Origin of the sequence: Halomonas huangheensis, assembly GCF_001431725.1 — a bacterium.
GTDB lineage: Bacteria > Pseudomonadota > Gammaproteobacteria > Pseudomonadales > Halomonadaceae > Halomonas > Halomonas huangheensis.
Genome location: NZ_CP013106.1, coordinates 1,102,089 through 1,113,919, shown reverse-complemented (window position 1 = coordinate 1,113,919; position 11,831 = coordinate 1,102,089). Strand labels below are relative to the sequence as shown.

At 58.8% G+C, this 11,831-nt stretch carries 12 protein-coding genes and 1 tRNA gene; 4 read left to right on the top strand and 9 right to left on the bottom strand.

The window, feature by feature from the left end:
- Positions 1–96: 96 nt before the first annotated feature.
- Complete coding sequence (cmoA, locus tag AR456_RS05090) at positions 97–852, top strand: carboxy-S-adenosyl-L-methionine synthase CmoA (RefSeq protein WP_021820280.1); 756 nt, start codon at positions 97–99, stop codon at positions 850–852.
- 61 nt (positions 853–913) lie between these two features.
- Positions 914–1,921 carry a tRNA 5-methoxyuridine(34)/uridine 5-oxyacetic acid(34) synthase CmoB gene (gene cmoB / locus AR456_RS05085; RefSeq protein ID WP_021820279.1) on the top strand — a complete coding sequence of 336 codons (1,008 nt, stop codon included), beginning with the start codon at positions 914–916 and terminating at the stop codon, positions 1,919–1,921.
- Between the two features lie 362 nt (positions 1,922–2,283).
- On the opposite strand, the gene AR456_RS05080 is transcribed toward cmoB, so the two are convergent.
- The 7 genes from AR456_RS05080 to AR456_RS05050 all read right to left on the bottom strand — a co-directional run bounded on the left by AR456_RS05080 (position 2,284) and on the right by AR456_RS05050 (position 8,726).
- Positions 2,284–2,529, bottom strand: coding sequence for a Rho-binding antiterminator (locus tag AR456_RS05080; RefSeq protein ID WP_021820278.1), 246 nt, complete (start codon positions 2,527–2,529; stop codon positions 2,284–2,286).
- Positions 2,530–3,027: 498 nt separating this feature from the next.
- On the bottom strand, positions 3,028–4,455 hold the full coding sequence (cysN, locus tag AR456_RS05075; RefSeq protein WP_021820277.1) for a sulfate adenylyltransferase subunit CysN: 1,428 nt from the start codon (positions 4,453–4,455) through the stop codon (positions 3,028–3,030).
- 361 nt (positions 4,456–4,816) lie between these two features.
- The gene (cysD, locus tag AR456_RS05070; protein WP_021820275.1) at positions 4,817–5,773 is read right to left on the bottom strand and encodes a sulfate adenylyltransferase subunit CysD; all 957 of its coding nucleotides are present in this window, start codon (positions 5,771–5,773) and stop codon (positions 4,817–4,819) included.
- A gap of 227 nt (positions 5,774–6,000) precedes the next feature.
- A complete protein-coding gene (locus AR456_RS05065; RefSeq protein WP_021820274.1) occupies positions 6,001–6,735 on the bottom strand; it encodes a metallophosphoesterase in 735 nt (244 codons plus the stop codon).
- 58 nt (positions 6,736–6,793) lie between these two features.
- Positions 6,794–7,243 (bottom strand): DUF1249 domain-containing protein, encoded by a 450-nt coding sequence (locus AR456_RS05060; protein WP_021820273.1) that lies wholly within the window; start codon positions 7,241–7,243, stop codon positions 6,794–6,796.
- A 1-nt stretch (position 7,244) separates the two neighbouring features.
- Positions 7,245–7,871, bottom strand: coding sequence for an NUDIX domain-containing protein (locus tag AR456_RS05055; protein ID WP_021820272.1), 627 nt, complete (start codon positions 7,869–7,871; stop codon positions 7,245–7,247).
- Positions 7,872–8,027: 156 nt separating this feature from the next.
- Complete coding sequence (locus AR456_RS05050) at positions 8,028–8,726, bottom strand: tetratricopeptide repeat protein (protein ID WP_236995543.1); 699 nt, start codon at positions 8,724–8,726, stop codon at positions 8,028–8,030.
- 308 nt (positions 8,727–9,034) lie between these two features.
- Between AR456_RS05050 and greB the strand changes: the two genes are divergently transcribed.
- On the top strand, positions 9,035–9,580 hold the full coding sequence (gene greB / locus AR456_RS05045; protein ID WP_081694706.1) for a transcription elongation factor GreB: 546 nt from the start codon (positions 9,035–9,037) through the stop codon (positions 9,578–9,580).
- 10 nt (positions 9,581–9,590) lie between these two features.
- On the opposite strand, the gene AR456_RS05040 is transcribed toward greB, so the two are convergent.
- Positions 9,591–10,574 (bottom strand): class I SAM-dependent methyltransferase, encoded by a 984-nt coding sequence (locus AR456_RS05040; protein WP_021820269.1) that lies wholly within the window; start codon positions 10,572–10,574, stop codon positions 9,591–9,593.
- Complete coding sequence (locus AR456_RS05035) at positions 10,571–11,419, bottom strand: methyltransferase domain-containing protein (RefSeq protein ID WP_035588781.1); 849 nt, start codon at positions 11,417–11,419, stop codon at positions 10,571–10,573. The genes AR456_RS05040 and AR456_RS05035 overlap by 4 nt, the downstream gene beginning before the upstream one ends.
- 130 nt (positions 11,420–11,549) lie before the next feature.
- Between AR456_RS05035 and AR456_RS05030 the strand changes: the two genes are divergently transcribed.
- A tRNA-Arg gene (locus AR456_RS05030) sits at positions 11,550–11,626 on the top strand.
- The last annotated feature ends 205 nt before the right edge of the window (positions 11,627–11,831 follow it).

Here is an 11,831-nt window from a genome sequence, read left to right as displayed (position 1 = left end):
TAGTGATATCAATAGCGTCTGACGGTTGCGCTGAAACCAGCCACACCGAAACCAGCCGCGCTGAAGCTGAAACGACCAGAGACACCACACCAGCCCATGAGTGATGCATCTTACCGTGACGCCATCTTTTCCACACCTCTCGACAAGGTGGCGCGCTTTTCGTTCGATGAACAGGTAGTTGCCTGCTTCCCGGACATGATCCGACGTTCCGTACCCGGTTACGGTCAGATACTCGGTATGCTGGGCCTGATCGCCCAGCGTCACTTGCGCCACGGCGCCCATGTCTATGACCTTGGTTGCTCACTGGGCGCCGTGGGCCTGGCGCTGGCTGGTCAACTGCCGAAGGACGCCTTCAGCCTGACCGGCGTTGATCTGTCTCCCGCCATGGTCAAGCGTGCTCAGGAAACCTTCGCCAGCGAATGTCCCGAACACGCTCTCGAAGTGATCGAAGCCGATATCCGTCACCTCGACTACCGCCCATCGGGCATGATTGTGCTCAATTTCACCCTGCAGTTTCTGGCACCCGAGGACCGTGACGGCGTGCTTCGGCGCCTCTACGATGCACTCGAACCCGGTGGCGTGCTGGTGCTGTCGGAGAAGATCAAGGCGGGTGATGAGCAGGACAATGCCTGGCTGGTGGAGCGCTACCACGACTTCAAGCGTGCCAACGGCTACAGCGATATGGAAATCAGCCAGAAGCGCACGGCGCTGGAAAACGTGCTGGTGCCGGACACTCTCGACGCCCACCACCAGCGTCTGCAGCGTACCGGCTTCTCGCGTTCCCTGACCTGGTTCCAGTACCTGAATTTCAGCTCGATGCTGGCCTTCAAGGACCCCGATAGCCGGGAATAGGCACATGCAGGCCCGCCGCCTGGCGGCCCTGCCCCACGATCAACATCTCATGGAGTAAGCCGTGAGCTTGCCGTTACACCAACGCGATATCTACCAGGCATTCATCGAACAGTCCTTCCGCCACCAGGGCATGGCAACCTGGCTGGCATGCCTACCCGAACAGCTCGCTCGTGGGCTAGACCGTCAGCGCTACGGCGACCTGCCTGGCTGGGAGAAAGCCGTGGCCAAGCTCCCCGAGTTGCCGGAGGATCGTGTCGTGCATCTTGATGCCGACCATGTCAGCGTCGATGCCGAACTGGATGCCAGTCGCCAGCGCCAGTGCCACAACCTGCTGAAGGCACTGATGCCGTGGCGCAAGGGCCCCTATCGCCTGGCCGGCACCACTATCGACACCGAGTGGCACTCGGACTGGAAATGGCAGCGAGTGGCTCCTCACCTCTCATCGCTGGAGGGACGACGGGTGCTGGATGTCGGCGGCGGCAATGGCTACCACGCCTGGCGCATGAGCGGTGCGGGCGCGGACTTCGTACTGGTGATTGACCCCTCGCCGCGCTTCTACTGGCAGTTTCAAGCGGTGCGTCACTTCGTCGGTGAGGCTGATGGCCTGCGCACTCATTTCCTGCCTGTCGGCATCGAGGACGTTCCGGAAAACCTCGCCTTCTTCGATACGGTGTTCTCGATGGGGGTGCTCTACCATCGCCCCTCACCATTGGAGCACCTTGCACAACTGTATGCGGCGCTGCGCCCCGGCGGAGAGCTGGTACTGGAAACGCTGGTGGTAGAGGGCGACGAAACGACCGTGCTGCTGCCTGGCGAGCGCTACGCCGCCATGCCCAATGTCTATTTCCTGCCCTCTTCGCGAGCACTGGCAGGCTGGCTGGAGCGTGCTGGCTTCAGCAATGTACGCGTGGTCGATGAAGCAGACACCAGCCTGGCAGAACAGCGCAGCACCGAGTGGATGACCTTCCAGTCGCTGGCCGACTTCCTCGATCCCGACGATCCCAGCCGGACCCGTGAAGGCTACCCCGCCCCCAGACGCGCGGTATTGATCGCCGACCGCCCACGCTGACCCTCTCCGGAACGTCTGAATTCAACCATCAAATACACCAGCCTTCATGGCTGGTGTTGTGTTATTGCTGTAGCCACTTCTTCCATCCATCAAAAAAAGAAACAGGAATACTGATCATGCACGGAGATTCACGCCTGACAAATATGCTCAGCTACGGAGTCGGCAGAAGCTGCAGAAACTTCAGGATTTGGCGTTAAAGCAAGTTATCTCAAGGACATCAAACTACTTGAGTTACCACAGGCGGGAAGGAAAAGCAGAGTTTTACCAAGCGGTATGCAACCGGGTCACACGCTGAAATACTGGGCTGGACAGGATAGGGAACTGGACAGACATAAAGCTGGACAGCAATGAGCAATCAGACGTCACTCAAAATCCAGCGCCATGAAATGCGGGTTGTCCACCAGAACTTCCAGGCGCGAGATATCTTTCAGCGCCACCAGCCGCTGACCATGATGGGTCTTGAGCGACAGGCACTCCTGGCGATGCTGGTTGTATTCCATGCCCACCGCTTCACCCTTGCGCCTTCCACCATCACGCATCAGCAGCTTGACGGGGAACCTGTATAGGCAAGCAATTTCGATATTATCGTAGAGGTGGCATGCAATCATGCTGGTGCCTTCATACTAAAGCCCTGATATTCAATTATCGTCGAGCGGCGCATCCTGCCTTCAAGCCATTGAAAAATCCAGCGACAATTCAAATAACTTATCAAGAATCTTAAAAATTAAACCAAAGTCTTACGTCCGTAAGAACCCTCTTACTTTGACCATGGTAAATTCCTGGTTAAAAAACCGAAAAGAGCAAGGAAACTATTTTACAACGCCTATTCAAGTCCGAACATCAGCACTCTTGGCATAAGTGACCCAATGACCATAAATGCATACATTCAGGGCTATACCTGAAACAACAATCTCCGACACCTGGCGGCATCAGAGCGATTTCCCAGCAGGAGAATTACGCTATAGAAGTTTTTACCAAGCCGCAGAAGCTCTGGGCGAACCTCAGCAGCCAGATCAAGCCGCGGGCAACAGACCAGGCCGCAGGAACCAGGTCAGGCCATCTGGAGCGGCGTCATGAACAACGGCCATGACGCCGCTCCGGCTACCTCAACGCTTGAGAAGCTCACGCACATCGCGGGCTTCCCAATGAGGGAAGTACTTGCGTACCAGTGCATTGAGTTCGACTTCAAAACCTTCCCAGTCGATCGACTCCGTCGTCTGGTCATCACTGTTGGCAGCATTGCGAATCATGCCCGCGCCCACAGTAACGTTGGTCAGTCGGTCAATGATGATGAAGCTACCGGTTCCCGGAATCCGTGAGTACTCATCAACCGGCACTTCTGCTGTCAGCGCTACACGACAACGGGCGATGGCATTGAGCTCCAGTGCTTCGGCATCATGACGCTCGAGCGTATTGACATCCACCTGATGGAGGATGGCCTCGACATTTCCCGAGACAGATCGTCCGGCCATGCGAATATCGTACTGACGCCCTGGCTGCAACGGTGCTTCATGCATCCATACGATGTCGGCATCAAAGGCGTTGGACAGTGCGACCTGGGCATTCGCCGCGACCAACCAATCCCCGCGCGAGATATCGATCTCATCCTCGAGAGTGACCGTGATTGCCTGACCGGGGTAGGCGCTTTCCATGTCTCCGTCGTAGGTAACAATGCGCTCGACCCGACTGGTCTTGTTGGAAGGCAAGATCTTGACCGCCTGACCGGGGCGCAGAATACCGGCCTCCAGCGTTCCCGCGTAGCCACGAAAATCAAGATTGGGGCGGTTGACGTACTGCACCGGCAGACGCAGATCACTCAGGTTCTGATCATGGCTGATCTCGACGGTCTCGAGCTGCTCCAGCAGCGCCGGGCCCTCATACCAACCGAGGTTATCACCACGGTTGACGACATTGTCGCCCTTGAGCGCAGACAGCGGCACGAAGCGGATATCACGAGCAGCAAGCTGGCCGGCAAACGCCTGGTACTCGGCAACGATCTCGTTGAAGCGCGCCTCGGAGTAATCCACCAGATCCATCTTGTTGATCGCGATCACCAGGTGCTGGATACCCAGCAGGTCGGCGATGAAGCTATGGCGACGAGTCTGGGTCTGCACACCATAGCGGGCATCAATCAGGATCACCGCCAGGCTGGCAGTGGACGCCCCGGTGGCCATATTGCGCGTGTACTGCTCGTGCCCAGGCGTGTCGGCAATGATGAACTTGCGCTTGTCCGTCGAGAAGAAGCGGTAAGCCACATCGATAGTGATGCCCTGCTCACGCTCCGACTGCAGACCATCGACCAGCAACGCGAGATCCACCTCTTCACCGGTGGTACCCTGGGTCTTCGAGGCCTTGGTGATCGCCGCCAGCTGATCATCAAAGATCATCTTTGAATCATGCAGCAGACGCCCGATCAGCGTCGACTTACCGTCATCGACACTGCCGCAGGTAATGAACCGCAGCAGGTCCTTGTTCTCATGTTCGTGCAGATATTGCTCGATATTCTCGGCAATCAATTCGGATTGGTGGGACATAGCAAAAACCTTGTGAACAAGAAGGAAGAGCGAAGAGGTAAGAAAAACCGGTCAGCACTCGCCAATGTCAGACTGCTTACGAATCAGGCCTGTCAACATGGCGGCAATCTCTCTGGTTTCCATTACCCACTGAAGCCCTTTCTCTCGGTTTAGATAGTCGATTTCCATACCTATGCCTTCAGCAGTACTGCTGGGCACAGGCACGTCGGAACGGGTGAACTGATCCTTGAAGCCGAAATCGCTGGAACTGGAAAATTATCGGTACAAGCAGGCTGACCACTTCCAGATCTCCAGACGCTTAAAGCCCTCTATCTTCCCTCTTCCGACTTCCCTCTTTCCTCTCGCCGCTCAACGAGCTGCGCTAGAAATACCCTTCGCGTTTCTTCTTCTCCATCGATCCGGCCTGGTCGTGGTCGATGGCGCGCCCACTGCGCTCGCTGGTGCGGGTCAGCAGCATTTCCTGGATGATCTCGGGCAGTGTCTGCGCCTTCGATTCCACTGCGCCGGTCAGCGGGTAGCAGCCGAGGGTACGGAAGCGAACCCACTTGTCTTCCGGCACTTCACCAGGCTCGAGGGGCATGCGCTCGTCGTCGACCATGATCTGCATGCCATCACGCTCGACCACCGGACGTGGGGCGGAGAAGTACAGCGGTACAATGGGAATTTCTTCGAGGTAGATGTACTGCCAGATATCCAGCTCAGTCCAGTTGGAAAGCGGGAAGGCGCGAATCGACTCGCCCTTGTTGACCCTGGCGTTGTACAGGTTCCACAGCTCGGGACGCTGGTTCTTGGGATCCCAGCGGTGATGCTTGTCGCGGAAGGAGAAGACACGCTCCTTGGCACGGCTGGCTTCCTCGTCACGACGAGCGCCACCGAAGGCGGCATCGAAGCCGTACTTGTCCAGCGCCTGCTTGAGCGCCTGAGTCTTCATCACGTCGGTATAGCCGCTGGAGCCATGATCGAAGGGATTGATACCGGCGGCGCGACCTTCCTCATTGGTATGGACGATCAGCTCCATGCCCACGTCCCGGGCCATGCGGTCACGGAACTCGATCATTTCCCTGAACTTCCAGGTAGTGTCCACATGCAACAGCGGGAACGGCGGCGGACCAGGATAGAACGCCTTGCGTGCCAGATGCAGCATTACCGAGGAATCCTTGCCGATGGAGTACATCATCACCGGGTTGGAGAACTCCGCGGCCACTTCGCGAATGATATGGATCGACTCCGCCTCAAGCTGCTTGAGGTGAGTCAAGCGCTTCGGCGTGAGAGCATCACGAGCAGCGCTCTCGCGGGATGGTGCATGAAGACTGGTCATGGCCCGATTACCTCGCATGACGTGGGCAGAATATACGAATGCCCGGAGGATACCGCGCCACCAATAATAACGTAAAAGAATTAATATCTATCTTTTTAGAACAAAAAGTATCGCAAGCTACGAAATCCTTGCCAAACAGTGCGCTATTCAGTGCCACAGCACGCAGGCACAGGCCCCAGAGGGTCGGGTTCGGGGCTACTTACAGCTTACCGCCTACAGCTCGTAGCTCACACATCCACCCTTTCGACCCAGGTCTGCCAGCTGTCGCGCTGCAGGTCGATCACTCGCAGGCCGGGGCGTGAGGCTTCATCCACGGCAAACTCATCGCTGCCGGCGAGAAACTGATCGGATGTCGATGGGCAGGCATAGACCTCAACATGGCCCTGTGTGGTGTCGACTCGCGCCTGAAAGGCGTGATGCACATGACCACAGATCACCATCCTGACCTGAGGGGCATTATCGAGGACTGCCCAGAAGGCTTGCTGATCACCCAGCGAAATCGCATCCATCCATGTGCTACCGACCTCAACCGGCGGGTGATGCATGGCGATCAGCGTCGGCCGGTCGTCCTCCGCCAGTTGCTGCTGAAGCCTGGCCAGTTGCTGTTCGCCGACCTCACCTCGAACATCGCCCTCGATATGCGTATCCAGCTGCAGAATGCGCCAGTGACGGGAGGCTACCTCCGTTACCACTTCCTGCACCGCGTTCATCAGTTCTGGATCGTCGTGGTTGCCGGGTATCCAGTACCAGGGACAGTCCAATCGTGCGAGAGCATCTGCCGCGAGATGATAGGCGCCTTGTGTCTCATCCTGACTGATATCACCAGTGACCAGTACCAGATCGGGACGCAGCGCATCCGCTGCCGCGACGACTGCCGCCAGTTGTCGTGCGGGATTTCCACAGCGCGAGCGGGCCTGTGGATCAGCATAAAGGTGACAATCGCTGAGCTGGATCAGACGCATGGCAGCAATCCTGGTATTCAAGGAGGTGGTTCAGGATACCCGGCCTTGCACCGGGCAATCAGGGCATCTGCGGAAGATCGAGCGTATGGCCATGAGCCAGGCCGTGATCCAGCCATTCACCGAGGAAGCGGTTGAGCTGAAGCTTCTCGTCCGGCTGGTGCATATGAGCATTGGGATAACGATAGCGGCCGTCGAAGTGTCTCTTGCGCTGGAAATCCGTCACCTCAGCCATGCGCACATCATGATAGAGATGCACGCGCATGCGTGGGCTATCGATGATGCCATCGAGGATGCCGCGTTGGCTGACCCGAATGATGCTGGTGTAGGGAGCCAACTCCTCGATGTGCAGACACAGTGCACCGAGTCGACGACCCGAGCGGATCAGTTCGACTTCTCGTGTTTCGCCTTCCTCAAGCTCACCGACCAGGCGCGTCAAGCGCACATAGTTGGCCGTGCACTCGCCCTGCAATGCCTTGAGGTCGGTAACATAAGCGTTGCGGTTCGTCACATTACCTCCTTGCTCTCAACGATGCCCGCTCGGCGGCCAGCCAGTGGAAGCCGATCAGACACATGGCATTATCGAGTCGCCCTTCCGTCAGGAGTTCCCAGGCGCGCTGAAAAGACACTACATGCACCCGGATATCTTCCTGCTCCTCATCCAACCCGTGCAGGCCACCAAGGCCCTGGCTGTCGATCAGGCCGCAGAACAGCGTAACCTTTTCATCGCAGGCTCCGGGACTAGGATAGTACGTATGCAGAAAAATGAGATCGCTGACCTCACAACCTGACTCCTCCAGAGCCTCGCGCCGCGCCACTTCCTCGGCGGACTCCCCTTGCTCGACCAACCCCGCAACACACTCCAGTTTCCAGGGAGTGGACGGATCATCCAGCGCGCCGGCACGAATCTGCTCAACCAGCACCACCGCATCACGTTCGGGATCATAAAGCATCACGCCGACCGCATCATGACGATGATGCACCTCGCGCACCACCTCGCCACTCCAGCCGCCCTCGAAGCGACGGTGGCGCATGATCACCTTATCGAGGCGAAAGAAGCCTTCGTATAGATACTCCCGCGCGACAATCTCGACATCATCGGCGGTGAAGGGGGTATCGATACCGGCTGAATCGGTCATGACAGTCTCCGCAGGGTGATCCTGCCATTATCCCCATCAACCGAGAAACGTCCAGGTACAACATGTGTCAGAAAAACGTCAAAGGCTCCCCCGGCACACCGAGAGAGCCCATGAACAGGATGATACGACCACCCTGGCACGCGGCCAGAATGCCACTCACAGATCGTTGATCAATGCCTGTGCCTGCTGCTGAAGAGCGCGATCCGACGCTTCACGGCCACTGCGCGGCGTGCCTTGCATGGCCTTTTGTGCATACTCACGCGCCTCGGCGTCGCGCCCCTCATCGGCCAGGTAGGCCGCGTAGTAGTAGTTGACGTCGATGCCATCCGGCCGGATCGACAGCGCGCGCTGGAACATCTCAGCGGCCTTGTCGTCATCGCCGAAGGCCACTGGCCAGCCCGGCGCACGATCATAGAGCGCTCCCAAGGTGACATAGGCCGAGCCATCCATGCCGGTACTGTCCAGACCAATCGCCCGCTCCAGCGCACGGCGCGCCGCCTTGGCGTTGTCCAGCGCGCCAAGCCCACCCTTCTCACGCGCCAACGATGCCTGGATGATGCCGTCCCAGACCAGCAGATCGCTGACGTTGGGATTGGCCTGTATCAACTGCTCGACCTCAGTGACCAGGCCAGACAGCGCTGCCTCACGCTGGGATGATGGGGTCGAGGTCGTGGTGGTTTCCCAGCGTTGCTGAATCTGCGCAAGCTCATCCTGCCAGGCCAACGCCAGCGGCGTAACGGCAAGCAGTGCGCTACCCGCCACAACCGCCAGTGAATGACGTAGCGTTGAAGGCAAGCGCGGGAAAGTCGAGATTCCTGCGGTGGGCCGAGTTGAATGATGACGACGTAACTTCATGGCAGTCTCCAGCAGAATGGCAGCCTGTTTCCTGCGACCAGCATCCGCCGGCCGATGAAACTTGATTGTCAGTATGGACCAACTGCAATGTAACGAACGTTTGAATGAATCGCCAATCACCCAAGGTCGAATACGCGCCCACATCAACCAGCACTTGTCCGTCCTGTGCGATGCAGGCACTCTGCGAGAAACTCGTGAGCATCACTGTCCCCGTCGCAGGCATGGCGGTCCCAATGATCACCAGCTAAGCACTCGCAATAGGCAAGCAGCCACTACAGGTAAGCCACCACTACAGGTAAGCCACCACAATGAAAGGCCGTAACATGACGCGCTGGCGGGACCCCGCCAAGGATCCTCGTCAGGAACCCAAGAGCAACCTGATTACCCTCGAGGGCGCCGAACGCCTGCGCGGGATTCTTGATCACCTATCGCGGGTCAAACGCCCTGCGCTCTCGGCCAAGGTCGGAGAAGCCGCGGCACTGGGAGATCGCAGCGAGAATGCTGACTACACCTACAACAAGAAGGAACTGAATCGCGTCATCGCGCGTATTCGCTACCTGACCAAACGCCTCGATGAGCTGCAGGTCATCGATCGCCTGCCGGCAGATACCGAGCGAGTGTTCTTCGGTGCCTTTGTGACGCTGGAAGACGAGGAAGGTGAGGAAATGCGCATCCGCATCGTCGGCCATGACGAGACGGATACCCAGAAACGCTGGATCAGCGTCGATGCTCCGCTGGCCAAGGCACTGCTCGGCAAGTCACTCGACGACGAAATCAGCGTTGCGGCACCGGGCGGCGAGCAGACGTGGCTGATCACCGATATCGAGTACCGCATGCCGGGCGACAAACAGTAGCGACCAGCCCTCAGCGTTCCGCCAGGTAAACCTTGAAGCGGCCATTATCGGCCAGCACCCGGAAGCTGCCAAAGCTGCGCTCCAACGGTTCAGCGTAAGGCAGGAAAGCGTTGGCGACGATCAGCAAGCGCCCGCCAGGCAACAAGTGCTGCGCGGCCTGTTCGATCAACCTGGCCGCCGGGCCATAGTCGATGGAACGCTCCTGATGGAAAGGCGGATTGCTGACGATGGCCGCGAAACGGCGATCCTCGAGAGCCGAATACACATCACTCTCCAGCGCCTCGGCCTCGAGTTGGTTGGCCGCAAGGCTGCGCCGAGTGGCCTCCACCGCAAAGGCATTGACGTCAGTGGCGGTCACCGTACGCCCCTCGCGGGCCATCCACGCACCGATGATGCCGTCTCCACAGCCCAGATCCAGCACCTCACCCTGAGGCAGCACCTCAGGCAACTGCTCAAGCAGCAGGCGCGTGCCCTCGTCCAACTTGCCATGCCCGAATACGCCAGGGTGGCTGGCCAGATTCAGCCCCTCGGCCTCGAACTGCGTCCACACCGCATCCGGGTCCAACGGCAACCTGGCAGTGCGTGTCTCGAACAGCGAGCAGCGCCGCGCGCTATCCAGCTTTCGACACCCCAATCCCAACGCCGCCAGTACCTTGAGTACCCGCTTGATACCCCCCTGATGCTCGCCGACCAAGTGCAGTGGCGTACCCTCCGGGAGTTGAGCGCACAGCCACAACAGCCACCACTCACCGAGCGCATGCGCCTTTGGCCAGAACAGCACAACACCCGGCGCTTCAGCGCTGATGCTATCGAACGGCGACCAGGCCGCTCGCCCGCGATCCAGCCATGCCTGACGGACTGACAGATCCGCACTGACCAGACAGCCCTCACCGGTTTCCAGCCAGTGATCACGCGGGGGCGCAATCCACCACCAGCCACGGTAATCGGCATCCTGGCGTTCGAGCAGCTGACAGACGGGCGTTTCGGCACTCATTGCGGGCTTTCTCCCTGAGGTGTCTGCGGCAGTGGCGCTCGGCTGAAGGTATACAGCAGATAGCGCCCCAATCGCCAATGCGGTTCAGTGCGGCAATACTGGTGTTCCAGCTTGAACAGCGTCTCGACATCGGCATCGGTTTCCGGGGGGCGACGCAGATAGTCGTGGAACACACGTATTCCGGCAGCGGCTTCGAAACGCAGCCCCAATTGATCGGCCCACCCCATCAACTGATCATGAGTGACCGGCGAGATCGGCGTCAGCCGTTGGCGCTGGCCCTTGCCTTCCAGGCGATCTGCCAACGCCTTGTCGAGATTGCCCTTGACCACATTCGACATGCGCAGCGCATCACGATTGAACACCATCAGCGACAATTGCCCGCCCGGTGCCAGCAACGACGCCAGATGCTCAAGCCCTGCACGCGGATCAGACAACCATTCGAGCACCGCGTGGCAGACCACCAATGGCCAGGGGCCCGGCGCCTGCTCGGCAAGATCCTGCAGGGAGGCATGCAGATAGTCGGCACTGCCGCTCGCCTCCAACTGCTGTATGCCTTCGCGAGCACGCTCGAGCATCTCCGCGGCAGGTTCGGCCAGCGTCACCGCATGGCCACGCTCGACAAACCACGCGGCCTGCTGCCCTAACCCAGCGCCAACATCCAGCACTGGCTGACCGTGAAGATCGAGCATTTCCGGTAACAGCCGGTCGAGCAGCGCAAGTCGCAACTCCCCTCGCAGATGCCCATACAGTGACGCCGAAAACTTATCGGCCAGACCATCGAAATGGCGGTCACCACGGGCGGAGAGAAACGCATTGGGGCTATCGGGAACAGGAAGATCAGACATGCACAGTTCACATTCACGGTCGGGCATCAATGGCGCGCATTCTACCGATGATCACCAGGCAGCACACGCACGATCTTGAATTGCGGGTTTATCTCGCCCTGTCAGATGTTTATAATGCCGACCCCGCAACGCCCTCTTAGCTCAGCTGGATAGAGCGGCCCCCTCCTAAGGGGCAGGTCGAAGGTTCGAATCCTTCAGAGGGCGCCATCGTCGCACGCTCGCCCCCAATCAACCCCAAGAAGCCCAACCGCTCCCGCGGGCTCTGCTGTTGCCAGCTTCCAAACCTACGATAACTCCCCCTCTGCCATGCCCATGGCCTTCTCGCCCATCGACGCTGGGCTCCATGAAGGCAGATCGCATGATCTACCCGCCTTTCCCGGATGCATCGTCTAAATTGATCGTTTCGATTGAT

Excerpts from the sequence above, each read along its gene's own strand:
- cysD (WP_021820275.1), bottom strand. The coding sequence starts at position 5,773 with ATGACCAGTCTTCATGCACCATCCCGCGAGAGCGCTGCTCGTGATGCT.
- AR456_RS05050 (WP_236995543.1), bottom strand. The coding sequence starts at position 8,726 with ATGAAGTTACGTCGTCATCATTCAACTCGGCCCACCGCAGGAATCTCG.
- AR456_RS05080 (WP_021820278.1), bottom strand. The coding sequence starts at position 2,529 with ATGATTGCATGCCACCTCTACGATAATATCGAAATTGCTTGCCTATAC.
- AR456_RS05055 (WP_021820272.1), bottom strand. The coding sequence starts at position 7,871 with ATGACCGATTCAGCCGGTATCGATACCCCCTTCACCGCCGATGATGTC.
- cmoA (WP_021820280.1), top strand. The coding sequence starts at position 97 with ATGAGTGATGCATCTTACCGTGACGCCATCTTTTCCACACCTCTCGAC.
- cysN (WP_021820277.1), bottom strand. The coding sequence starts at position 4,455 with ATGTCCCACCAATCCGAATTGATTGCCGAGAATATCGAGCAATATCTG.
- AR456_RS05040 (WP_021820269.1), bottom strand. The coding sequence starts at position 10,574 with ATGAGTGCCGAAACGCCCGTCTGTCAGCTGCTCGAACGCCAGGATGCC.
- AR456_RS05065 (WP_021820274.1), bottom strand. The coding sequence starts at position 6,735 with ATGCGTCTGATCCAGCTCAGCGATTGTCACCTTTATGCTGATCCACAG.
- greB (WP_081694706.1), top strand. The coding sequence starts at position 9,035 with ATGAAAGGCCGTAACATGACGCGCTGGCGGGACCCCGCCAAGGATCCT.
- AR456_RS05035 (WP_035588781.1), bottom strand. The coding sequence starts at position 11,419 with ATGTCTGATCTTCCTGTTCCCGATAGCCCCAATGCGTTTCTCTCCGCC.